We start from the raw sequence: 22106 nt of genomic DNA, 5'->3' as shown, positions 1-22106 counted from the left end.
GCTCAGCAATCGTTGGTTACATCTTTGATTTCTCGCGGAGTAACTTGTGATGCTGATAATCTGTTGACTAGCAGTCTGACTCCACAAGCACCCACACGAATTGCTTGATTCAGTTGTTAAAGAGCGGTTGGTTAAGATCTTTCGTCTCAACCGAGGCGCGCATTCTACAGCAGCCTCATTTGCTGTCAAGTGGTATTTTTCAGAAGCTTTCAAAGTTTCCTTTGTAACTTCAACCACTTGCGCCTCAGATCTCTCGTCAGCGGGAGGCGAATTCTACAGCGTTACACGCTGCTGTCAACACCTCTTTTTCAACTTCCTTTTGGCTTCGATGACCTGAAGCAACCTGCTGCCGAAACCTGCGTAACTCATTGTTTACCAAGGAGTTTTCCGTTTCGAGTGCGCCGGAAGTGGGGCGAATTATAGGCTTCTAAAATTCGCCGTCAACCCCTTATTTCAGCTTTATTCGGATTTGAGCGTAATACGCGCAAATGCCTTCTTCCCGGCTTGGCAAACATGGGTCGCGCCCAGTGCATATATAAAGGTGCGATCGACAACCTCACCATCTATACGCACACCACCGGAACCCAGGAGATCTCGAGCCACCGCCGAGTTCTTAACCAGCCCTGCTTTATTAAGGACAGCAGCGATCGGCATATCTTCGGCAGCAGTCAATTCGATTTCCGGCAGATCATCCGGCAGCTCGCCATCCTTCATACGGTTACCGGCGGCACGATGAGCATTGGCAGCAGCCTCCTCACCATGGAAGCGCGCAACGATCTCTTCAGCCAGCTGGATCTTGATGTCACGCGGATTGGCACCCGCCTCTACATCAGCACGGAACGCATCGATCTCATCCATGGAGCGGAAGCTGAGCAACTCGAAGTAACGCCACATCAGCGCATCCGGAATGGAGACCAGCTTGCTGTACATCACGCCCGGCGCTTCCTGGATACCGACATAGTTGCCCAAGGACTTGGACATCTTCTTCACGCCATCCAGACCTTCAAGCAGCGGCATGGTCAAAATGCACTGGGCTTCCTGACCATAACCACGCTGCAGCTCGCGCCCCATCAGCAAGTTGAACTTCTGATCAGTACCGCCGAGCTCGACGTCTGCGCGCAGGGCTACCGAGTCGTAACCCTGAACCAGCGGATAAAGGAACTCATGAATGGCGATAGGCTGATTGGTTGTGTAGCGCTTGTCGAAGTCATCGCGCTCGAGCATGCGAGCCACGGTGTACTGCGAAGTCAGGCGAATGAAGTCGGCCGGCCCCATCTGATCCATCCAGGTGGAGTTGAATGCCACTTCGGTTTTTGCCGGATCCAGAATCTTGAAGACCTGAGTCTTGTAGGTCTCGGCATTCTCGAGGACCTGCTCGCGAGTGAGCGGCGGGCGCGTGGCACTCTTGCCGCTCGGATCGCCGATCATCCCGGTGAAGTCACCTATAAGGAAGATCACCTGATGCCCCAGCTCCTGGAACTGGCGCAGCTTATTAATAAGCACGGTGTGACCCAAGTGCAGATCCGGAGCCGTTGGATCGAAGCCCGCCTTAATACGTAGCGGCTGGCCACGCTTGAGCTTTTCAATCAGCTCGGACTCGACCAACAGTTCTTCCGCACCACGTTTGATCAGCGCTAGCTGCTCTTCAACCGACTTCATAACAGACCCGCAAGGCTCAGATTCAAAGGGAACCAACCATACAAGATCGCGCGTCAAATACAAGGTTTGCCCGGCGCACGGACGCCAATCCGCAGACAGAGTGCCTGCGGACTTGCTTCAGAGATGATTTGGTTATATTTTATACAGTTATTTCATCTTCATCATGTCATTCATCTTTTCCAATTCATCTTTTTCAAAGTCAAAACCACTTATGACCAACGAATCGTCTAAAGCGCCGCCGCTTTACCCGAAGACCCACTTGCTTGCCGCAAGTGGCATCGCCGCCCTTCTCAGTCTGGCGCTCCTGGTATTCCCTTCCAGCGATGTTGAAGCCAAAAAGACAACCCTGAGTCTTGAACTGGAAAGCCCTGCTGAACAACTGACACAAGATCAAGACGCTGCTGACGTCGTTCAAGCCACAAATGAACCAGCAACCTCCCCCTTCGCGCAGATCGACAACAGCGCCGAAGACACCCAGGAAACCGCTCAAGCCGAACCTGCACCGCTGCCGGTCGTCGAAGAAAAGAAGCCGGCAAGCCACAGGGAAGTGATCGTCACCAAGGGTGACACCCTCTCTACACTGTTCGAGAAGGTCGGCCTCCCAGCCACCTCAGTGCATGACGTGCTGGCCAGCGACAAGCAGGCCAAGCAGTTCAGCCAGCTCAAGCATGGGCAAAAACTCGAATTCGAACTGAGTCCTGACGGCCAGTTGACCAACCTGCACAGCAAGCTCAACGACCTCGAAAGCATCAGCCTGACCAAGAACGACAAGGGCTACACCTTCAACCGCATTACCGCGAAACCGACCGTGCGCTCCGCTTACGTTCATGGCGTGATCAACAGCTCGCTGTCGCAGTCCGCAGCCCGGGCCGGCCTGTCTCACAGCCTGACCATGGACATGGCCAGTGTGTTTGGCTACGACGTGGACTTCGCCCAGGATATTCGCCAGGGCGACGAGTTCGACGTGATCTACGAGCAAAAGGTAGTCAACGGCAAGGCCGTCGGCACTGGCCCGATCCTGTCGGCGCGCTTCACCAACCGCGGCAAGACCTACACCGCCGTGCGCTACACCAACAAACAAGGCAACAGCAGCTACTACACCGCTGACGGCAACAGCATGCGCAAGGCGTTCATCCGCACACCGGTGGACTTCGCCCGCATCAGCTCGAAATTTTCCATGGGCCGCAAACACCCGATCCTGAACAAGATCCGCGCCCACAAAGGCGTCGACTACGCAGCACCGCGCGGCACGCCGATCAAGGCTGCCGGTGATGGCAAGGTGTTGCTGGCCGGCCGCCGTGGTGGCTACGGCAATACCGTGGTCCTCCAGCACGGCAACACCTACACCACGCTCTACGGCCACATGCAAGGCTTCGCCAAAGGCGTGAAGACTGGCGGCACGGTGAAACAGGGCCAGGTGATTGGCTATATCGGCACCACCGGTCTCTCCACCGGACCGCACCTGCACTACGAGTTCCAGGTCAATGGTGTGCACGTCGACCCGCTGGGCCAGAAACTGCCAATGGCCGATCCGATTGCCAAGGCTGAACGCGCACGCTTCCTCGCCCAAAGCCAGCCACTGATGGCGCGCATGGAACAGGAAAAAGCCACTCTGCTGGCTTCGAGCAAGCGCTAAGCCATGGCGCTCTATATAGGTGTGATGTCCGGAACCAGCCTTGATGGCCTGGACTTCGCACTGATCGAGCAAGCCCCGGCGATCAGGCTGATCGCCTCCCACTACATCCCGATGCCCGATACCCTGCGCGCCGAGCTGCTCGGCTTGTGCGCCAGCGGCCCGGACGAAATCGCCCGCTCCGCCATCGCCCAGCAGAACTGGGTGAAGCTGGCAGCCCAAGGGATTCATGCCCTCCTCGCTCAGCAGCAACTGAAGCCTGACGACATTCGTGCGATTGGCAGCCATGGCCAGACCATCCGCCACGAACCGGCACGCGGCTTCACAGTGCAGATTGGCAACCCGGCCCTGCTGACGGAGCTGACCGGTATCACCGTGGTCAGCGACTTCCGCAGCCGCGACGTCGCTGCCGGCGGACAAGGCGCACCGCTGGTTCCCGCCTTTCACGAAGCCCTGTTTGAAGAGCGGGCTGGTAATCGTGCAGTGCTGAACGTTGGCGGCTTCAGCAACCTCAGCCTTATCCAGCCCGGCAAGCCGGTCGCCGGTTTCGACTGTGGCCCGGGCAATGTGCTGCTGGACGCCTGGATTCACCAGCAACGCGGCGACCACTTTGACCGTGACGGCCAATGGGCTGCCAGCGGCAACGTAGAACCGGTGCTGTTGAATGCACTGCTCAGTGATCCGTTCTTTGTGACCAAAGGCCCGAAGAGTACCGGCCGGGAAGTGTTCAACCTGCCATGGCTGACACGGCATCTGGCACAACTGCCAGCCTTCGCCGCCGAGGATGTTCAGGCGACGCTGCTTGAGCTGACCGCGCTGACCATCATCGAATCACTGCAAAGCGCCCAGGCAGACACGCAGGAACTGCTGGTTTGCGGCGGAGGCGCCCACAACACTGCCTTGATGAATCGCCTGGCCAGCCTGCTGCCAAACGCAAGCGTCAGCAGCACTGCCGCTTACGGCGTGGACCCCGACTGGGTCGAAGCCATGGCCTTCGCGTGGCTGGCTCATTGCTGTCTCGAAGGCATCGCAGCCAACCGCCCGAGCGTCACCGGTGCCCGCGGCTTGCGCGTACTGGGCGCCATCTACCCTGCATAAATCCTCCACACAGCAAAACGCCGCAAAGCCCTGAGGCCGTGCGGCGTTCTGTGAAACAGGTGCGCTGATCAGATCGAGAACGAAGAACCGCAGCCACAAGTGGTGGTCGCATTAGGGTTCTTGATGACGAAACGCGAACCTTCCAGACCTTCCTGGTAGTCCACCTCGGCACCTGCCAGGTACTGGAAGCTCATCGGATCGACAACCAGACTCACACCTTCGCGCTCGACGATGGTGTCGTCATCGGCTACTTCTTCATCGAAGGTGAAGCCGTACTGAAAACCTGAACAACCGCCGCCCGTAACGAATACGCGCAGCTTCAAGCGATCATTCCCCTCTTCATCGACCAGGCTCTTCACCTTGTGCGCGGCACCGTGGGTGAATTGCAAAGCCGTGGGGGTGAAGGATTCGACGCTCATGCTGACTATCTCCCGGCGTTACGCCGTCATATTGCGTGATGACGCGCATTATCCGCTTCTCCTAGAAAAGCGGTCAACTATTGTTATGGTATATCAACCAATCCAATCGCCGGCCCGGAATGCAAAAAGGCCCGTCAGACGGGCCTTTTGCTGTACACGATAAAGCTTACGGCAGCATGCCTGCGTGAGACAGGCCCAGACGCTCATCCAGCCCGAACAGAATGTTCATGTTCTGCACCGCCTGACCCGAAGCGCCTTTGACCAGGTTGTCGATCACCGACAGCACAACCACCAGATCACCATCCTGAGGGCGATGCACCGCGATACGGCAGACGTTGGCACCCCGTACGCTACGAGTCTCCGGATGGCTGCCGGCCGGCATCACATCGACGAACGGTTCGTTGGCGTAACGCTTTTCAAACAACGCCTGCAGGTCCACCGAGCGATCAACAACGGTTGCGTAGAGCGTGGAGTGAATGCCACGAATCATCGGTGTCAGGTGCGGAACGAAGGTCAGGCCGACGTCCTTGCCTGCTGCACGACGCAGCCCCTGGCGAATTTCCGGCAGGTGACGGTGACCTTTGACCGCATAGGCCTTCATGCTTTCCGACGTCTCGGAGTACAGCGAACCTACGGAAGCACCACGACCGGCACCGCTGACGCCGGACTTGCAGTCAGCAATCAAATGCGCGGCATCGGCCAGTCCGGCTTCGAGCAATGGCAGGAAACCCAATTGCGTTGCAGTTGGGTAGCAGCCCGGCACGGCAATCAGGCGCGCTTTCTTGATCTGCTCGCGATTGACTTCCGGCAAGCCGTAGACCGCCTCGTCCAGCAACTCCGGTGCACCGTGCGGCTGGCCGTACCACTTGGCCCATTCATCCGCGTCTTGCAGACGGAAGTCGGCCGACAGGTCGATGACCTTGGTCCCGGCCGCCAGCAACTCGCCCGCCAAGGCATGGGCAACACCGTGCGGTGTGGCGAAGAACACCACATCGCAGGCACCCAGGGTCTTGATGTCCGGAACGCTGAACGCCAGGCCGTCGTAATGGCCTCGCAGGTTCGGGTACATGTCGGCCACGGCCAGGCCAGCCTCGGATCGGGAAGTGATGACAACCACCTCAGCTTGCGGATGTTGCGCCAACAGACGCAGCAGTTCGACACCGGTGTAACCCGTGCCGCCGACGATACCGACCTTGACCATAAACCTGCCCTCAACGAACCCACTGGAAAGCCGTCGATAATAGGGGCCGCGCGCCCCTGCGACAACCGTCAAGGTGACGTGCGGGCGCTCACGAGTCCCGTCTCGGGCATACGTTCAAGTTTTGGCGAGTGGATTTTGTTGCCAGACAAGGCGCCGCGACGAGTCATAGCCCGCTATGGCGAGGAGCGGCAACGCAGCATGGCGACAAAAGACACCGTCAAAATTGAACAGTTATGTCCGAGACGGGACTCTTTCTCTACTATTCGGGCTACCGTGAATACTGGAATAACTAAAAATGCTCTATCTGTGGCTTAAAGCTTTTCACATCATCAGCATCGTTTGCTGGTTTGCCGGCCTGTTTTACTTGCCACGACTGTTCGTTTATCACGCACAAAGTGAAGACACGATCAGCAAGGAACGCTTCAGCGTCATGGAGCGCAAGCTGTACCGGGGCATCATGGGCCCGGCGATGATCGCCACGCTGATCTTCGGCGGCTGGCTCATCTACCTCAACCCAGGCATCTTCAGCCAGGGTGGCTGGATACACGCCAAATTGACCCTGGTCGTGTTGCTGATCGGCTACCACCACATGTGCGGTGCCCAGGTAAAACGTTTTGCCCGTGGCGAGAACACCCGCAGCCATGTCTTTTATCGCTGGTTCAATGAAGTGCCGGTTCTGATATTGCTGGCTATCGTAATTCTGGTCGTCGTTCGACCGTTCTAAATTCACCAGGCACCACTCACCGGGGTACTTCCAATGTCGCTGCCCGCTCTGCTCGAACAACGTTTGCGTCTGCCCGTGGTGGCGGCGCCGATGTTCCTGATATCCAATCCGCAATTGGTACTCGCCTGTTGTCGTCAGGGCGTGGTTGGCAGCTTCCCGGCGTTGAACCAGCGCGAAAGCAGCGGTTTCAAGGCCTGGCTGGAAGAAATCGAAGCCGGGTTGGCGACAATGGAAAATCCCGCGCCTTATGCCGTGAACCTGATCGTCCATAACAGCAATCCACGCTTACAGGCGGATCTTGAGATCTGCGTCGAACACAAAGTGCCGATCGTGATCACCAGCCTCGGCGCCGTGAAAGAACTGGTCGACGCGGTCCACAGCTACGGCGGCCTGGTTTTCCATGATGTGACAACTCGTCGTCATGCCGAGAAAGCGGCCGAAGCCGGCGTGGATGGCTTGATCGCCGTGGCTGCCGGCGCCGGTGGACACGCCGGGACCTGGAGCCCGTTCTCGCTGATTGCCGAAATCCGCCAGTTCTTCGACAAGACCCTGTTGCTGGCCGGTTGCCTGAACCACGGCCACGAAATTCTTGCCGCTCAATTGCTCGGCGCGGATTTGGCCTACTTTGGTACACGATTTATCGGCACGACCGAAAGTCACGCGCCTGACGCCTACAAAGAAATGCTGCTGACATCCAAAGCGGCAGACATCATCCATACTCCAGTCGTGTCAGGTGTCCCTGCGAGCTTCATGCGTCAGAGCCTGGAGGCCGCCGGTTTCGATATGGCCGCCTTGCAAGGCAAGGGCGAGATCAACTTCGGTTCCAAGCTCAAACCCGTGAGCGATGAGGCCAAAGCCTGGAAAACCGTTTGGTCTGCAGGCCAGGGCGTGGGAGAAATCGAGGACTTGCCGAGTGTCGAGCAGTTGATTGCACGTCTCGACGCGGAGTACCGCAAGGCCCAGGAGCAGGCTGCCCAGTTGACCAAACGCTGGCCGAGCTGACAGCAAACCTTGGCCAGTCTTGCCCGGCTGGCCTTACTCCCGCCCGGGCACATCATTCTTCTTTCAACCTCTCGCGACAAGGATGCTTCGCACATGGGCGAAAATCATTTCAAGATCGTATTCGAGGGCGCCTTGCTGCCCGGTGTCGACATCACCACGGCAAAGCTCAATCTCGCCGATTTGTTCAAAAGCGATGTCACGGCCATTGAGCGCTTGTTCAACGGGCGTCCGGTAGCGCTCAAACGCAACCTGTCGCAAGCCGATGCCCAGACCTATCTCCAGGCACTGAGCAAAACCGGTATCGACGCCCGCATCGAAGCCGAAACGCCGATCGAGTTGAACCTCGCCGACGTGCATGAGCATGCTCCGGCCAGCAGCCAGGAGCCTTTGGCAGATCCGCAGTCCCCTTACGCGCCGCCTCGCGCGCCGGTCGGCGAAGCAGTGGCGGAATTCGCCACGCTCAAGCCATTCAGTTTCGATGGCCGTATCGGCCGCTTGCGTTACCTCGCCTGGACGCTGGTGCTGTCAACTGTGCTCCTGGCCGTTTGCGGGGTGTTTGCCTTGGTCGCCCTGGCTCTCATCGGCGCGGATTCGACCGCCGGCCTGATATTGGGCAGCTTGCTGGCCTTGATCCTGTTCGTCGGATTTGTATTCGTCAGCATCCAGATCACCGTTCAACGCTTGCACGATGTCGGCTGGTCCGGCTGGCTGTGGCTGCTGAACCTGGTGCCGTTCGTTGGCAGTTTCTTTCCGTTCGTGATCATGGTCGTACCGGGCAACGACACCGCCAACCGCTACGGCCCACCGCCTCCGCCGAACAGTACCGCGGTCAAGGTATTGTCTTCGCTGTGGCTGATCGTTATCGCGCTGGTTCTGTTCGGCTCGCTGGCCGGTGGTCTCACGGCGATACGGGAAGAATACAAAAGCGCCGCCCAGAGCAGCTACGAAAGCAGTTCGGTCACCACCGATGAAATCGACGTCGAGGTCGAACCGGTGCCAAATTCCGCCAACGATGCAGCCGAAGAGGCCCAGCCCCCTGTAGACTCTGCGAAAGAATAAACAGCGCTCCTGGCCCGTGACACCTGCGTCGCGGCGCGGAGCTGTTGCGATGGAGAACTGCATGACCCGTTACGCTCTGATCACTGGCGCCTCCAGCGGCATCGGCCTGGCAATGGCCGAAGCGCTGGCCCGGCGCGGCCGCAGCCTGATTCTGGTGGCCCGACAACGTGATCAGCTGGAAAGTATTGCGATTGAACTGACCCAAAGGTTCGGCGTGGAAGTGTTGTTCCGTGCCTGCGACCTGGGCGAACCGCTGCGCCTGTCCGGATTCCTGCTGGAGCTGGAAGAAGGCGACCGGCAGATCGATCTGCTGGTCAACTGCGCCGGTATCGGTACATGCGGCCCGTTTCTGGCCCAGGACTGGATGACCGAGCAAGACCTGATCGAAGTGAACATCCTCGCCCTCACCCGCCTGTGCCATGCCATCGGCAACAGCATGGCCCTGCAAGGCGGCGGGCAGATTCTGAATGTGGCCTCGGTGGCGGCGTTTCAACCGGGGCCGTGGATGAGCACTTATTACGCCAGCAAAGCGTATGTGCTGCACTTTTCCGAAGGATTGCGTGTCGAGCTGAAAAAATGTGCGATCAAGGTTTCGGTGCTCTGCCCCGGGCCGACCCGCACGGCGTTTTTCCGTACCGCACAACTCGACAGCGACAAACTGGCCAACAGCAAACTGCTGATGAGCCCCGAGGAAGTGGCGCTCTACACCGTGCGCGCACTGGAAAAGAATAAAGCGATCATTATTCCCGGGCGGCGCAACCGCTGGTTCGCCTTCCTGCCGCGGCTGGGCTCGCGCTGGCTGACTCGCACAATCGCCGGTATGGTCAACAAGGCTTACTGCCCGCGCTGATCCAACTTAAGGTAAAAAGCTGGGCGCTGGCATACGCCATGAGTACACTCAGGCCAGCCCAAACAACGGAGAAAACAGCTGTGGATACTCTGTTCACCAAGATCATCAACCGGGAAATCCCGGCGAAGATCATTTACGAGGACGACCAGGTACTGGCCTTCCACGACATTGCCCCACAGGCACCGGTACATTTCCTGGTGGTCCCGAAGAAACCGGTTCGCACTTTGAACGACCTGACCGAGGACGACAAGGCATTGGCCGGGCACATTCTGTTCACCGCCCAGCGCCTGGCACTGGAACTGGGCTGCGAAAAAGGTTTCCGCGTCGTCATGAACTGCAATGAAGAAGGCGGACAAACCGTCTACCACATTCATATGCACGTGCTGGGTCAGCGCCAGATGCACTGGCCGCCGGGCTGATTGCGCCAAACCCCGAGGAAGCGGCACACTGCCGCTTCCACAAAAAGCATCACAACACTGTCACAGCCTCTGCATCACAATGACCCAGCGCAAACCTTCCCCGGCCGATTGGGTTAAACTGGCCGCCGAAATCCCCCCGGAGGTCAGCATGACTACCCAACGTCACTACTCGCCAATTGACCGCCTTCTGCTGCAAGCCGATGCCGCGATGCGCACCCTGCTGCCCTTCAGCGGTCAGCCGTACCGTCCGTCGCCCGCCATCGTACAGCCGGATGCGAAGATGAGCGACGAAGACACGCGCCACGTTGCCGGCCTGATGCGCATCAACCATACCGGCGAAGTCTGCGCCCAGGCGCTGTACCAGGGACAGGCACTGACCGCCAAGCTGCCGCAAGTGCGTGCCGCGATGGAACATGCCGCCGAAGAAGAAGTCGATCACCTGGTCTGGTGCGAACAACGCATTCATCAACTGGGTAGCCACACCAGCATCCTCAATCCGCTGTTCTATGGCATGTCGTTCGGGATTGGCGCAGTGGCCGGCCTGATCAGCGATAAAGTCAGCCTGGGGTTCGTTGCGGCGACGGAAGACCAGGTGTGCAAACACCTGAACGAACATCTGGAGCAATTGCCGGCCGAGGATGAAAAATCCCGGGCGATTCTTGAGCAGATGCGTATCGATGAAGAACAGCATGCCGAAAGTGCGCTGGAGGCTGGCGGGTTCCGCTTTCCGGCACCGGTGAAATTCGGGATGAGCCTGATGGCCAAGGTGATGACCAAGAGTACTTATCGGATCTGACTCCATTTTTTGTAGGAGCGAGCGCCAGAATAAAAAAGGCGACTGCCGTGAGGGAGTCGCCTTTTTTTGTGCTCGGGAGTCTTACGCCATATTGCGCGCGTAGAAGATTTCGAGCATTTCGTGTTTCACCCGCTCGGTCACCTGGGCGCGTTGCTCAGAGGACAGGTTGCTGGTGGCGTCGCCGAACAGGTAGTTATCCAGCTCGAAGTTCTTCAGCAGCATCTTGGTGTGGAACAGGTTTTCCTGGTACACGTTCACGTCGGTCATCTGGTACGCGTCGTAAGTGTCATCGGAGAGGTAGTTCTGGATCGAATTGATCTCGTGGTCGATGAAGTGCTTTTTGCCCTCAACGTCACGGGTGAAGCCGCGCACACGGTAGTCCACGGTCACGATGTCCGAATCGAACTGGTGAATCAGGAAGTTGAGCGCTTTAAGCGGTGAAATGACCCCGCAAGTCGACACGTCGATGTCCACACGGAAGGTTGCAATACCGCTGACCGGATGGATTTCCGGGTAGGTGTGCACCGTAATGTGGCTCTTGTCGAGGTGGGCCAGAATAATTTCGGGCAGCGGGCCCGGGGACTCTTCGATCTGACTGTCGGTCGGGGTTACCGGCTCTTCCGAGATCAGGATCGTGACGCTGGCGCCCTGCGGCTCATAGTCCTGACTGGCAATGTTCAGGATGTTGGCACCAATGATATCGACAACTTCCGTGAGGATCTGCGTCAGGCGTTTCGCGTTGTACTCTTTATTGATGTACTCGACGTAAGCCTGCTGGTCTTGCGGGGTTTCCGCGTAGCAGATGTCATAGATGTTGAAGCTCAAGGTCTTTGTCAGGTTATTGAACCCGTGGAGCTTGAGTTTGCTTTTCACCGTTAAAAACTCTCTATGTGTTTGCGGCCCGGCCGCGTGATCAAGCATGCCCGTCAGATGCGAACAACGCACCTGCGTAGGACGGTTAACACCTCTTCGCGATGGCGATTTTGGTTGTCTGTTCGGGTGCGAGGCCTGTCGGCTGACGGGCCACCACCCTGAAAAAAGTGGCGCATTATGCAGACGTCAGCTTGTGTTCGCCAGAGTCTGCACTGCTTTTATGATAGTTGAATGTCGATTCAACCGAGCTCGATGATCTCGTAGTCGTGGGTAATTGCCACGCCTGCGGCGCCGAGCATGATCGAAGCCGAGCAATATTTCTCGGCAGACAGCTCGATGGCGCGTTTGACCTGGGCTTCTTTCAGCCCGCGGCCCTTGACCACAAAATGCATGTGGATCTTGGTGAACACCTTTGGATCTTCGGTCGCACGCTCGGCTTCAAGGAAGGCTTCACAGCTTTCCACTGCCTGGCGGGACTTCTTGAGGATGCTGACCACATCGAAATTGCTGCAACCGCCGACACCCAGCAGCAGCATTTCCATCGGCCGGACACCCAGGTTACGTCCGCCGGCATCGGGCGGACCGTCCATGACCACGACATGACCGCTACCGGATTCGCCGAGGAACATGGCTTCGCCAGCCCATTGGATGCGTGCCTTCATCGCCAAGACTCCACTGTATAAAAAAGGGTCGCCAGCTTAGCACAGGCCCCGTGATTGACGGCGCCCGGCGTCCTAGGACATATCCCACCGCCTTGTAGGTAAATGCTCGAATATTTCAAGAGGTGTCTGTTAAGCTGACGCCAATTCAATGGCGCATTGCCAGCTTTTCCCCAGCGTCCGCTATTCATAAAAAAACCAAACACACCGTGCAGTCTTTTCGGGATACAACCATGGTTGCGATTGCCCCCAACCCCAAGATCAAGAACCTCGACAAGCTGTTGATGCATTGCCAGCGCCGCCGCTATCAGGCCAAGAGCAACATCATTTGTGCCGGCGACCGCTCGGAAACGCTGTTCTTCATCATCAAAGGCTCAGTCACCATCCTGATCGAAGATGACGACGGCCATGAAATGATCATTTCCTACCTGAACACCGGGGACTTTTTCGGCGAGTTGGGTCTGTTTGAGCAAGCTGGCCTAGAGCAGGAGCGCAGCGCCTGGGTGCGGGCCAAGGTTGAATGCGAAGTCGCGGAAATCAGCTACGCGAAATTCCGCGAGTTGTCCCAGCAGGATCCGGACATTCTTTACGTGCTCAGCGGACAAATTGCACAGCGTCTGCGCAACACCACGCGCAAGGTCGGTGACCTGGCATTCTTTGATGTAACCGGTCGAGTCGCCCGCTGCCTGCTGGAGCTGTGTAAACAGCCAGACGCCATGACTCACCCCGATGGTATGCAAATCAAGGTGACACGTCAGGAAATCGGGCGGATTGTCGGTTGTTCGCGGGAGATGGTCGGTCGCGTACTCAAGGATCTGGAAGAACGCAACCTGGTGGACGTCAAAGGCAAGACCATGGTGGTCTTCGGTACGCGATAAGCTCGAAAACCTAGCCGCTGAACATCTGCGCCAGCATCAACCGGTAGAGTTCGTCCAGACGTGCCAGTGCATTGGGTGCTGTGAACTTCTCATGCAGCGCGATGTGGCTTTCGGCGCGTACGCGTTGCTCCAGCCCGCAGGCCTCGTTGAAACGATTGACCGCGGCGACCATTGACACTCGCTCGTTATCGATCAGCATCGCTCCGTGCACCAGTCCTACCGGACGCTGCCCACCCTGGCTCTGGCGCCAGCGCTGGGCGGTACCGACCATTTTGCGTCCGTCGAGGTTGACGTTGAAGCGACCGTCACAGAAGGCGCCTTCGATTTCACCCAGGGATGAAGTGCCTCCCAACTCATCCAGCAACTGACAAATCGGATCGCACAAGCGGTGGTAACCGGTTTCGATGCGATTCAGATCCCCTTCGCTGCGTGGGGGCGCGTAAACCAGGGCGATGTTGATCGTTGAGGCCGATTGCGGCACCGGTTCGCCACCGGTTTCACGTAACAGTACTGGCCAACCTGCCACTGCCGACACTTCACATGCGGCCTCGAAACCGGGCAGGCGATTCAAACGGCGCGGCATGACCAGCGCCCGATCACTCGGCTGCCAGAACAGCAGGCCGAACTCCGCGTCGCTGGCGCAGACCGAGGCCAGCAGATCCTGTTCGGCTTGCAGGCCAGCTTCGATGGTCAGGGAGATTGGCAGCGACATAGGCGACTCCGGCAGACATGAGGTCTTTAGGGAATTTGAGGTCCTCATCGCGGGCAAGCCCGCTCCCACAGGGAATCGGGTTGCCTGCAATGGCGGGGGTCAGTCGAGTGTAGAGCCGCTGACAGGTACACCGCGCTCAGGGAAGAACAGACGCTGCAACTCGCTGCCCGGGCTTTCGGCGCGCATGAAGGCTTCGCCGACCAGGAATGCGTAGACGTCGCTGATTTCCATCAGTTCGACATCGGCGCGGTTGAGAATGCCGCTCTCGGTGATGACCAGTCGATCGCGCGGAATACGCGGCAACAGGTCGAGGGTGGTTTCCAGGCTGACATCGAAGGTGTGCAGATTGCGGTTGTTCACGCCAACCAGCGGAGTGTCGAGGGTTTTCAAGGCCCGCTCCAGCTCGTCGCCGTCGTGGACTTCCACCAGCACATCGAGGTTGACGCTTTTGGCCACGGCTGCCAGTTCGGCCATTTTCACGTCATCCAGCGCGGAAACGATCAACAGCACGCAGTCGGCACCCAAGGCCCGGGCTTCGACGATCTGGTACGGATCGATCATGAAGTCCTTGCGGATCACCGGCAGCTGGCACGCCGCGCGGGCCTGCTGCAGATACGCATCCGCGCCCTGGAAGTAGTCGATGTCGGTGAGTACCGACAGGCAGGTCGCGCCGCCCTTCTCGTAGCTTCTGGCGATGTCGGCGGGAATGAAGTTCTCGCGGATCACGCCTTTGCTTGGCGAGGCTTTCTTGATTTCGGCAATGACTGCCGGCTGCTTCAGCTTGGCCTGAGCCAGCAAGGCCTTGGCAAAACCACGGGGTGCATCGGCCACCTTGGCCAGGCTTTCCAGCTCGGCGAGGCTGACGCGAGCGCTGCGCTCGGCCACCTCCTCGACTTTGCGCGCCAGAATCTTTTCCAGAACCGTCGGTACACTCATCCCTCATTCTCCACTTTGAATACCGCGGTAAACGCACCCAGCTCCTCGAACTTTTCCCGAGCGAGGCCGGTGTGCAGCGCATCGTGCGCAAGTGCAACTCCCTCTTTCAAACTGCTGGCATGATCGGCGGCGTACAGCGCGGCACCGGCATTGAGCATGATCATCTCGGCCGCTTTCTGACCGTTTTCGGTCTTGCGCTTGCCCAGGGCATCACGAATCAGCTCAAGAGATGCCGCCGGGCTTTCTACTGCCAACCCATGCAGGCTCTGGCTCTTCATGCCCAGGTCTTCCGGCTCGACCCAATACTCGGTGATCTGGTCGTTTTTCAGTTCTGCCACGAAGGTCGGTGCTGCCAGGCTGAACTCATCCAGGCCGTCCTTCGAATGCACCACCAGCACATGCTTGCTGCCCAGACGCTGCAACACTTCCGCCAGCGGCCGGCACAAGGCCTGGGTGAACACGCCCACCACCTGATGTTTCACACCGGCCGGATTCGTAAGCGGGCCGAGCATGTTGAACAAGGTCCGCAGACCCAGTTCGCGGCGCGGGCTTGCAGCGTATTTCATCGCAGAGTGATGGGTCTGGGCAAACATGAAACCAATACCAACGTTGTCAATGCAGCGCGCCACTTGCACCGGTGTCAGGTTCAGGTAGATACCGGCCGCCTCCAGCAGATCGGCACTGCCGCTCTTGCCCGAGACTGCACGGTTGCCATGTTTGGCCACGGTGCAGCCAGCAGCGGAAACCACGAACGCAGCAGCGGTTGACACGTTGAAGATATTGGCGCCGTCGCCGCCGGTGCCCACCACATCGACCACACCGTCGAGGGTCTTGAGTTCGACCTTGTCCGCCAGTTCGCGCATCACCGACACTGCACCGACGATTTCGTCGATGCTTTCGCTCTTCATGCGCATAGCCATCATGAACGCGCCAATCTGCGCGTCCGAGCATTGCCCGGTCATGATTTCGCGCATCACATCGCGCATTTCATCGGTGCTGAGGTCGAGGTGATCGACGATACGGCTCAGGGCTGTCTTGATGTTCATGAAAAGTCCTTAGCGCGTGCCGCCGGTTTGTTTGAGGAAGTTGGCGAACAGTTCGTGGCCCTGTTCGGTGAGGATCGACTCAGGGTGGAACTGCACGCCTTCGATGTTCAGAGTCTTGTGACGCAGGCCCATGATCTCGTCGACCGAGCCGTCTTCGAGCTGGGTCCAGGCGGTCAGCTCCAGGCAATCTGGCAGGGTTTCGCGCTTGACGATCAATGAATGATAGCGCGTGACCGTCAGCGGACGATTCAGCCCTTCGAAGACACCCTTGTCCTCGTGGAACACCGGGCTAGTCTTACCGTGCATCACTTGACGGGCGCGCACCACATCACCGCCAAAGGCTTGGCCGATGGACTGGTGGCCGAGGCAGACGCCAAGAATCGGCAGTTTGCCGGCGAAATGCTTGATCGCTTCAATCGAGATACCGGCTTCGGTCGGGGTGCAAGGACCGGGGGACACGACGATGCGCTCAGGGTTGAGGGCTTCGATTTCAGCGATGGTCAGTTCATCGTTGCGCACGACCTTGACTTGGGAACCGAGCTCGCCCAGGTACTGCACAACGTTGTAGGTAAAGGAGTCGTAATTATCGATCATCAGCAACATGGCGTTTAGAACCTCTTGAATTCACTGACTTTGAAGATGGCCTTCGAATGATTTACCCGCAGAGTGCTGCGCTTTGTCAGGTGCCGGAGTAGCGCCAGCAAAGCGGCATTTCAAACAGGTATAGAAGGCGAAGCGATACAGGTCCGGCGAGGCCGGCAAAAGAATTCAGGCGCGCCAACGCCAGCGGGCGTGTGCCTTGATGACTTGATCCAGGAGTTTACTGATGATCAACACGGGGAAGGTCTCGTTCGTACGTCCCGGCACAGTAACTTAGCTGGGCAGAGCGCGCAATATCGCCGGGGGTGCTGCCCGCGAAACTATCAAAGGCTTAGCGACAGATGGCAAAAGGCCGAAAGTTTTTGGTACTGTCGTTTCGTTCACTACAACAATAAATAAACGGACTTGCTCATGATCAAACAGTCGTTGTTTGTACCGCTCGCAGGATGCTTGCTCGCGATCGCATGCGCCCAGGCGAACGCCGCACCTAATCCTTATACAAGCTTCATTGTCTTCGGGGACAGCCTTAACGACGCTGGGACCTTTGCCGACACGGGCGGGCCTGCCGGGGCGACGCAGCGCTTCACCAACCGGACGGGGCCGGTGTACCTGGATGGCAGCGGCGAAGTCCGCTCGCTCAACGCCACACAGATTCTGGGTGGAAAACTGGGGTTTTCACCGGACCAGACGGCATCCTCTGCTTCAGCAGTTCGCGTCAACGAAGGCCTGCCTGATGGTAACAACTGGGCTGTAGGCGGCTACCGTACCGACCAGATTCTTGATTCGATTACCAGCACCTCCGCCACCGGCGAACGCACCCGGGCCGGCTATCTTCCATCCAATAACTTCCGTGCCGACCCGAACGCACTGTATTACCTGTCGGGTGGCGGTAACGACTTCCTGCAAGGTCGCGTCACCAGCCTGCCCCAGGCCAGTGCCGCCGCCGACCGCCTGGCTGACAGCGTGCAGACGCTGCAAACCGCCGGTGCCAAATACGTCATGGTCTGGTTGCTGCCCGATATCGGCTTTACCCCGGCGTTCAACGGCACCCCGCTGCAAGCGTTCACGTCCCAACTCAGCGCCCAGTTCAACACTGAACTGGTAAGCCGACTGCAAAACATCAATGCCGAAGTCATCCCGCTCAACATTCCGGTACTGCTCAAAGAGACGTTCGCCAACCCGGCACAGTTTGGCCTGGCCACCGACCAGAACCTCATCGCCACCTGCTTCAGCGGCAGCGGCTGCACCGAGAACGCCCGCTACGGCATCAACAGCGCCACGCCGGACCCGACCAAGCTGATCTACAACGACTCGGTGCACCCCACCGAAGCCGGGCAGCGCCTGATTGCCGATTACGCGTATTCCCTGCTGGCGGCGCCGTGGGAGTTGACCTTGCTGCCAGAAATGGCCCAGGGCACCGTGCGTGCGCATCAGGATGAATTGCGCAATCAGTGGCTGGCCGATTGGGAAAACTGGCAAGGCGTCGGCCAATGGCGAGCCATTGTTTCCGGCGGCGGACAGCATCAGGACTTTGACGGTCAGGACAGCGTGGCAAGCGCCGACGGTAACGGTGCCAACCTGAACATCGGTAGCAGCTACCGTCTCGACGATGCCTGGCGTGTTGGTCTGGTGGCCGGTTTCTATAACCAGAAACTCGAAGCCGGCAACAACGACTCCGACTACAAGCTAAACACTTACCTGGGCACGGCATTCGCCCAGTACCAGCAAAACCGTGTGTGGGCTGATGCGGCGCTGACGGCCGGGCATCTGGATTACGATAGCCTCAAGCGTAAATTCCAGCTGGGCGTCAACGAACGCGGCGAAAAAGGCGATACCAGCGGCTACGTCGAAGCCTTCAGCGCACGCGTGGGTTACGACATTGCGCAACAAGCCAGCAGCCCTTGGCATCTGTCGCCGTTTGTCAGCGCCGACTTCTCCAAGGTGCAAGTCGATGGTTACTCGGAGGACGGCAACGACTCCACGGCGCTGACCTTCGCTGATCAGGAGCGTATTTCCCGGCGTCTGGGCGCTGGCCTGCAGGGCAAATACCAGATCACCCCGCAAACCCAGGTTTTCGGCGAAGCGGCAATCGAGCGCGAGTACAACGACGACACTCAGGACGTGGGTATCAACCTCAACAGCCTGCCGAACAACCAGTTCACGCTGGAAGGCTACACCCCGCAAAGTCACTTGCAGCGTGTGAACCTGGGGGTGAGCCACAACCTCACCCGGGACCTGGCACTGCGCGCCAGCTACAACATTCGCAAGGACGACGACTTCACCCAACAGGGCATCAACCTAGGTGTTGCGCTGGACTTCTGATGTGCAGCCAATAAAAAACGCGGCGCCCTCACAGGCGCCGCGTTTTTTTATTGGTGAACACTTATTGCTCGCGCTCGGCTGCGTAGCAGTCGTCGATGGGGCCTGCTTCGCAGGCCAGCGGGAGCAAGCTCCCTCGCCACAAAAAGCCCTTTGCCACTGTGTCAAAAGTAAGCTCAGGTGTTCGGGGTCTGTTCAGCCAAGGCAACGGCGCGGAACATCGCGCGGCGCTTGTTCAGGGTTTCTTCCCATTCCAACGCCGGTACCGAGTCGGCGACGATGCCGCCACCGGCCTGCACATGCAGTTCGCCGTTCTTGATCACCGCCGTGCGGATCGCAATGGCGGTGTCCATGTTGCCGTTCCAGGCGAAGTAACCGACCGCACCGCCGTAGACGCCACGCTTGACCGGCTCCAGTTCGTCGATGATTTCCATCGCGCGAATCTTCGGCGCGCCGGACAAGGTGCCCGCCGGCAGAATCGCCCGCAGTGCGTCCATGGCGGTCAGCCCGGCTTTCAGTTGCCCGGTGACGTTGGACACAATGTGCATCACGTTGGAGTAACGCTCGATGACCATTTTCTCGGTGAGCTTCACCGAACCGATTTCCGATACGCGACCGGTGTCGTTGCGACCGAGGTCGATCAGCATCAAGTGTTCGGCGATTTCCTTGTCGTCCGACAGCAGGTCTTTTTCCAGCGCCAGGTCGGCCTCTTCGTTGGCGCCCCGCGGACGGGTGCCGGCAATCGGGCGCACGGTGATCAGGTTGTCTTCGACCCGCACCAGCACTTCCGGCGAACTGCCGACGACGTGGAAGTCGCCGAAGTTGAAGAAGTACATGTAAGGCGTCGGGTTGAAGCAGCGCAGCGCGCGGTACAGATCGATCGGCGCCGCCTTGAAGTCGATCGACATGCGCTGTGACGGCACGACCTGCATGCAGTCACCGGCCAGGATGTATTCCTTGATGGTGTCGACGGCTTTTTCGTAATCGTCCTGGGTGAAGCTGGAGCGAAACACCGGGTCAGCCGATTGTTGCTTGCTGAAGTCCAGGCCACGGCGCGGGGTGATCGGCTGACGGAGTTTTTCCAGCAACTCCTCCAGGCGCGCGCGCCCTTGTTCGAAGGCGTCTTCCTGCGCCGGGTCGGCCAGGACGATGGCGTGCATCTTGCCGGCCAGGTTATCGAACACCACCACGGCGTCGGACACCATCAGCAGAATGTCCGGTACGCCCAGCGGGTCCGGGTTCGGGCATTTGCCCAAGCGCTTTTCCACATAACGCACGCAGTCATAACCGAAGTAACCCACCAGGCCGCCGTTGAAGCGCGGCAGGCCGGCAATGGTCGGAACGTTGTAGCGAGCCTTGAAGGTTTCGACGAAGGCCAGCGGGTCTTCCACGTCGTGGCTTTCGGTCTCGACGCCATCGACGGTCACGCTGACATGATGATCGTGAACCCGCATCACGGTACGGCACGGCAAGCCGATGATCGAGTAACGGCCCCACTTCTCGCCGCCCTGTACGGACTCCAGCAAGTAGGAATTGGGCTCGTCGGCCAGCTTCAGGTAGATCGACAGGGGCGTGTCGAAGTCGGCCAGGGTTTCGCAGGCAAGCGGGATGCGGTTGTAGCCGGCAGCGGCCAAACGCAGGAATTCTTCGCGGATCATGAGGTGCCTCGTGGCTTGAGGGTCGAACAGTCAGGTATGCAAACGCGCCGGATAACCGGCCAGAATCAAGTCAGGCGCGCCAACGCCAGCGGGCCAGGGCCTTGATGACTTTCATCCAGAGTTTGCGAGTGACCACCACGATGGCGTTTCCAGAAGGGGGTTTGACAGCGTCGGCCAACGTTATCTCAGCGGCCGGATCCAGGCAACCGGGAATTAGTTTGCGCAGGTCGTCGATCACCAGCGCCGGCGACTCTTCGGCAATTGGCCGACCGTGGTTATAGCCGTAGCTCAGGGCCACGCACTTGACCCCCGCCGCTTTCGCCGCCAGCACATCGCTGCGCGAATCGCCGACAAACAACGACTGCGAAGCCGGAATGTTGGCCATTTTCATCACGAAAAACAGCGCGGCCGGATCGGGCTTTTTCTGTGGCAGGGTGTCGCCGCCGATGATCCAGCGGAAGTAACGGCCGATTTTCATCTGATCCAGCAGCGGCGCGACGAAACGCTCCGGCTTGTTGGTGATCAGCGCCATCTCGACGCCCTGCTTTTGCAGCCATTTGAGGAAGTCGCGCACGCCGGGATACACCACCGTCAACTCATGGCTCTCGCCATAAGCCTGCATGAAATACTCCAGCGCCCGTTCGGCCTCGTGGTTATCGACCGCCGAATGATCTATAGCGCCAGCCAGCGCACGACGCACCAATACCGGCGCGCCGTTGCCGACCCATTCACGTACCGCTTCCAGACCGGCGGGCTTACGACCGAGTTTGAGCAGCATCTTGTCCACAGCCACTGCCAGGTCCGGGACCGAATCGATCAACGTGCCGTCCAGATCGAACATCACCAGCCGCGGCAGTTGCCCCGGGAACAACTGCTCAAAGCCACTCATGGGCGAGCCAGCGCCAGTTCGGAACGCATCTTGTCGATGACTTCCTGATAGTTCGGCGCATTGAAGATGGCCGAGCCGGCGACGAAGGTGTCAGCGCCAGCCGCAGCGATTTCGCGAATGTTGTTCACGTTCACGCCGCCGTCGATTTCCAGGCGAATGTCACGGCCCGACGCATCGATCAGCGCCCGCACTTCACGCAGCTTGTCGAGGGTGCCGGGGATGAACTTCTGCCCGCCGAAGCCCGGGTTGACGCTCATCAACAGGATCATGTCGACCTTGTCCATGACGTGCTTGAGCACATCCAGCGGGGTCGCCGGATTGAACACCAGGCCCGACTTGCAGCCGCCTTCGCGGATCAATTGCAGGGAGCGGTCGATGTGCTGGGTGGCTTCCGGGTGGAAGGTGATGTAAGTAGCGCCGGCTTCGATGAAGTCGCCGACGATGCGGTCCACCGGGCTGACCATCAGGTGCGCGTCGATCGGCGCGGTCACGCCGTACTTGCGCAGCGCCGCACAGACCATCGGGCCGATGGTCAGGTTCGGTACGTAGTGGTTGTCCATGACATCGAAGTGCACGAAGTCGGCACCGGCGGCCAGGACGTTGTCCACTTCTTCACCCAGGCGGGCGAAGTCGGCGGAGAGAATCGACGGAGCAATTACGAAGGGCTGCATGACGC

Annotated in this window: 22 protein-coding genes; 10 read left to right on the top strand and 12 right to left on the bottom strand. The window is 58.9% G+C overall.

The annotated features are described in order from the left end of the window. Positions 1–459 precede the first annotated feature (459 nt). Positions 460–1659, bottom strand: a complete 1200-nt coding sequence (gene tyrS / locus KGA85_RS19465; RefSeq protein WP_223460261.1) for a tyrosine--tRNA ligase — start codon at positions 1657–1659, stop codon at positions 460–462. A 211-nt stretch (positions 1660–1870) separates the two neighbouring features. On the opposite strand from tyrS, the gene KGA85_RS19460 reads away from it, so the two are divergent. Next, positions 1871–3295, top strand: a complete 1425-nt coding sequence (locus KGA85_RS19460) for a peptidoglycan DD-metalloendopeptidase family protein (protein ID WP_223460263.1) — start codon at positions 1871–1873, stop codon at positions 3293–3295. Between the two features lie 3 nt (positions 3296–3298). Further along, on the top strand, positions 3299–4390 hold the full coding sequence (locus KGA85_RS19455) for an anhydro-N-acetylmuramic acid kinase (protein WP_223543317.1): 1092 nt from the start codon (positions 3299–3301) through the stop codon (positions 4388–4390). Between the two features lie 68 nt (positions 4391–4458). Here the strand turns inward: KGA85_RS19455 and erpA are convergent, their stop codons facing one another. Beyond that, positions 4459–4809, bottom strand: a complete 351-nt coding sequence (gene erpA, locus KGA85_RS19450) for an iron-sulfur cluster insertion protein ErpA (protein ID WP_007906865.1) — start codon at positions 4807–4809, stop codon at positions 4459–4461. A 166-nt stretch (positions 4810–4975) separates the two neighbouring features. Next, positions 4976–6010: an N-acetyl-gamma-glutamyl-phosphate reductase gene (gene argC / locus KGA85_RS19445; RefSeq protein WP_007980174.1), complete on the bottom strand. Its 1035-nt coding sequence runs from the start codon at positions 6008–6010 to the stop codon at positions 4976–4978. Positions 6011–6305: 295 nt separating this feature from the next. Here argC and hemJ point away from each other — a divergent pair, with 295 nt between their 5' ends. The 6 genes from hemJ to coq7 all read left to right on the top strand — a co-directional run bounded on the left by hemJ (position 6306) and on the right by coq7 (position 10860). After that, positions 6306–6734 carry a protoporphyrinogen oxidase HemJ gene (hemJ, locus tag KGA85_RS19440; RefSeq protein WP_223460267.1) on the top strand — a complete coding sequence of 143 codons (429 nt, stop codon included), beginning with the start codon at positions 6306–6308 and terminating at the stop codon, positions 6732–6734. Between the two features lie 33 nt (positions 6735–6767). Continuing rightward, positions 6768–7736: an NAD(P)H-dependent flavin oxidoreductase gene (locus KGA85_RS19435; RefSeq protein WP_223460269.1), complete on the top strand. Its 969-nt coding sequence runs from the start codon at positions 6768–6770 to the stop codon at positions 7734–7736. 93 nt (positions 7737–7829) lie between these two features. Further along, positions 7830–8795 carry a DUF805 domain-containing protein gene (locus KGA85_RS19430; RefSeq protein ID WP_223460270.1) on the top strand — a complete coding sequence of 322 codons (966 nt, stop codon included), beginning with the start codon at positions 7830–7832 and terminating at the stop codon, positions 8793–8795. A gap of 61 nt (positions 8796–8856) precedes the next feature. Then, a complete protein-coding gene (locus KGA85_RS19425) occupies positions 8857–9645 on the top strand; it encodes an SDR family NAD(P)-dependent oxidoreductase (RefSeq protein WP_108231607.1) in 789 nt (262 codons plus the stop codon). An 80-nt stretch (positions 9646–9725) separates the two neighbouring features. Next, on the top strand, positions 9726–10064 hold the full coding sequence (locus tag KGA85_RS19420) for a histidine triad nucleotide-binding protein (RefSeq protein ID WP_007986008.1): 339 nt from the start codon (positions 9726–9728) through the stop codon (positions 10062–10064). Between the two features lie 148 nt (positions 10065–10212). Further along, positions 10213–10860 (top strand): 2-polyprenyl-3-methyl-6-methoxy-1,4-benzoquinone monooxygenase, encoded by a 648-nt coding sequence (gene coq7, locus KGA85_RS19415; RefSeq protein WP_223460272.1) that lies wholly within the window; start codon positions 10213–10215, stop codon positions 10858–10860. A gap of 81 nt (positions 10861–10941) precedes the next feature. On the opposite strand, the gene speD is transcribed toward coq7, so the two are convergent. Beyond that, positions 10942–11733 carry an adenosylmethionine decarboxylase gene (speD, locus tag KGA85_RS19410; RefSeq protein ID WP_007986012.1) on the bottom strand — a complete coding sequence of 264 codons (792 nt, stop codon included), beginning with the start codon at positions 11731–11733 and terminating at the stop codon, positions 10942–10944. A gap of 239 nt (positions 11734–11972) precedes the next feature. Then, a complete protein-coding gene (locus tag KGA85_RS19405) occupies positions 11973–12395 on the bottom strand; it encodes an OsmC family protein (protein ID WP_007941657.1) in 423 nt (140 codons plus the stop codon). Between the two features lie 230 nt (positions 12396–12625). Between KGA85_RS19405 and crp the strand changes: the two genes are divergently transcribed. Beyond that, positions 12626–13270, top strand: a complete 645-nt coding sequence (gene crp, locus KGA85_RS19400; protein ID WP_223460273.1) for a cAMP-activated global transcriptional regulator CRP — start codon at positions 12626–12628, stop codon at positions 13268–13270. Between the two features lie 10 nt (positions 13271–13280). On the opposite strand, the gene KGA85_RS19395 is transcribed toward crp, so the two are convergent. The 4 genes from KGA85_RS19395 to KGA85_RS19380 all read right to left on the bottom strand — a co-directional run bounded on the left by KGA85_RS19395 (position 13281) and on the right by KGA85_RS19380 (position 16567). Continuing rightward, on the bottom strand, positions 13281–13982 hold the full coding sequence (locus tag KGA85_RS19395; RefSeq protein ID WP_223460275.1) for a lipoyl protein ligase domain-containing protein: 702 nt from the start codon (positions 13980–13982) through the stop codon (positions 13281–13283). A 99-nt stretch (positions 13983–14081) separates the two neighbouring features. Next, positions 14082–14918 (bottom strand): indole-3-glycerol phosphate synthase TrpC, encoded by an 837-nt coding sequence (gene trpC / locus KGA85_RS19390; protein WP_150725216.1) that lies wholly within the window; start codon positions 14916–14918, stop codon positions 14082–14084. Beyond that, positions 14915–15964, bottom strand: a complete 1050-nt coding sequence (gene trpD, locus KGA85_RS19385) for an anthranilate phosphoribosyltransferase (RefSeq protein WP_223460277.1) — start codon at positions 15962–15964, stop codon at positions 14915–14917. Before trpD ends, trpC begins: the two co-directional genes overlap by 4 nt. A 9-nt stretch (positions 15965–15973) precedes the next feature. Next, the gene (locus KGA85_RS19380) at positions 15974–16567 is read right to left on the bottom strand and encodes an aminodeoxychorismate/anthranilate synthase component II (protein ID WP_007906885.1); all 594 of its coding nucleotides are present in this window, start codon (positions 16565–16567) and stop codon (positions 15974–15976) included. 408 nt (positions 16568–16975) lie between these two features. On the opposite strand from KGA85_RS19380, the gene estP reads away from it, so the two are divergent. Further along, complete coding sequence (gene estP, locus KGA85_RS19375; protein WP_223460280.1) at positions 16976–18886, top strand: esterase EstP; 1911 nt, start codon at positions 16976–16978, stop codon at positions 18884–18886. Between the two features lie 173 nt (positions 18887–19059). On the opposite strand, the gene trpE is transcribed toward estP, so the two are convergent. The 3 genes from trpE to rpe all read right to left on the bottom strand — a co-directional run bounded on the left by trpE (position 19060) and on the right by rpe (position 22101). Next, positions 19060–20541 carry an anthranilate synthase component I gene (gene trpE, locus KGA85_RS19370; RefSeq protein ID WP_223460282.1) on the bottom strand — a complete coding sequence of 494 codons (1482 nt, stop codon included), beginning with the start codon at positions 20539–20541 and terminating at the stop codon, positions 19060–19062. Positions 20542–20611: 70 nt separating this feature from the next. Continuing rightward, entirely contained in the window at positions 20612–21430 is an 819-nt protein-coding gene (locus KGA85_RS19365) for a phosphoglycolate phosphatase (RefSeq protein WP_007986028.1), read from the bottom strand. Continuing rightward, a complete protein-coding gene (rpe, locus tag KGA85_RS19360; protein ID WP_150725211.1) occupies positions 21427–22101 on the bottom strand; it encodes a ribulose-phosphate 3-epimerase in 675 nt (224 codons plus the stop codon). The genes KGA85_RS19365 and rpe overlap by 4 nt, the downstream gene beginning before the upstream one ends. Positions 22102–22106: the final 5 nt, after the last annotated feature.

Source organism: Pseudomonas sp. GL-B-12 (assembly GCF_019955895.1).
In the GTDB taxonomy this organism is placed as follows: domain Bacteria; phylum Pseudomonadota; class Gammaproteobacteria; order Pseudomonadales; family Pseudomonadaceae; genus Aquipseudomonas.
This window is presented reverse-complemented; position numbering and strand designations above follow the sequence as displayed.

Excerpts from the sequence above, each read along its gene's own strand:
- crp (WP_223460273.1), top strand. The coding sequence starts at position 12,626 with ATGGTTGCGATTGCCCCCAACCCCAAGATCAAGAACCTCGACAAGCTG.
- hemJ (WP_223460267.1), top strand. The coding sequence starts at position 6,306 with ATGCTCTATCTGTGGCTTAAAGCTTTTCACATCATCAGCATCGTTTGC.
- estP (WP_223460280.1), top strand. The coding sequence starts at position 16,976 with ATGATCAAACAGTCGTTGTTTGTACCGCTCGCAGGATGCTTGCTCGCG.
- KGA85_RS19460 (WP_223460263.1), top strand. The coding sequence starts at position 1,871 with ATGACCAACGAATCGTCTAAAGCGCCGCCGCTTTACCCGAAGACCCAC.
- KGA85_RS19380 (WP_007906885.1), bottom strand. The coding sequence starts at position 16,567 with ATGTTGCTGATGATCGATAATTACGACTCCTTTACCTACAACGTTGTG.
- KGA85_RS19430 (WP_223460270.1), top strand. The coding sequence starts at position 7,830 with ATGGGCGAAAATCATTTCAAGATCGTATTCGAGGGCGCCTTGCTGCCC.
- coq7 (WP_223460272.1), top strand. The coding sequence starts at position 10,213 with ATGACTACCCAACGTCACTACTCGCCAATTGACCGCCTTCTGCTGCAA.
- trpE (WP_223460282.1), bottom strand. The coding sequence starts at position 20,541 with ATGATCCGCGAAGAATTCCTGCGTTTGGCCGCTGCCGGCTACAACCGC.
- KGA85_RS19455 (WP_223543317.1), top strand. The coding sequence starts at position 3,299 with ATGGCGCTCTATATAGGTGTGATGTCCGGAACCAGCCTTGATGGCCTG.
- KGA85_RS19395 (WP_223460275.1), bottom strand. The coding sequence starts at position 13,982 with ATGTCGCTGCCAATCTCCCTGACCATCGAAGCTGGCCTGCAAGCCGAA.
- KGA85_RS19435 (WP_223460269.1), top strand. The coding sequence starts at position 6,768 with ATGTCGCTGCCCGCTCTGCTCGAACAACGTTTGCGTCTGCCCGTGGTG.
- KGA85_RS19405 (WP_007941657.1), bottom strand. The coding sequence starts at position 12,395 with ATGAAGGCACGCATCCAATGGGCTGGCGAAGCCATGTTCCTCGGCGAA.
- KGA85_RS19425 (WP_108231607.1), top strand. The coding sequence starts at position 8,857 with ATGACCCGTTACGCTCTGATCACTGGCGCCTCCAGCGGCATCGGCCTG.
- argC (WP_007980174.1), bottom strand. The coding sequence starts at position 6,010 with ATGGTCAAGGTCGGTATCGTCGGCGGCACGGGTTACACCGGTGTCGAA.
- erpA (WP_007906865.1), bottom strand. The coding sequence starts at position 4,809 with ATGAGCGTCGAATCCTTCACCCCCACGGCTTTGCAATTCACCCACGGT.
- KGA85_RS19365 (WP_007986028.1), bottom strand. The coding sequence starts at position 21,430 with ATGAGTGGCTTTGAGCAGTTGTTCCCGGGGCAACTGCCGCGGCTGGTG.
- trpD (WP_223460277.1), bottom strand. The coding sequence starts at position 15,964 with ATGAACATCAAGACAGCCCTGAGCCGTATCGTCGATCACCTCGACCTC.
- tyrS (WP_223460261.1), bottom strand. The coding sequence starts at position 1,659 with ATGAAGTCGGTTGAAGAGCAGCTAGCGCTGATCAAACGTGGTGCGGAA.
- trpC (WP_150725216.1), bottom strand. The coding sequence starts at position 14,918 with ATGAGTGTACCGACGGTTCTGGAAAAGATTCTGGCGCGCAAAGTCGAG.
- rpe (WP_150725211.1), bottom strand. The coding sequence starts at position 22,101 with ATGCAGCCCTTCGTAATTGCTCCGTCGATTCTCTCCGCCGACTTCGCC.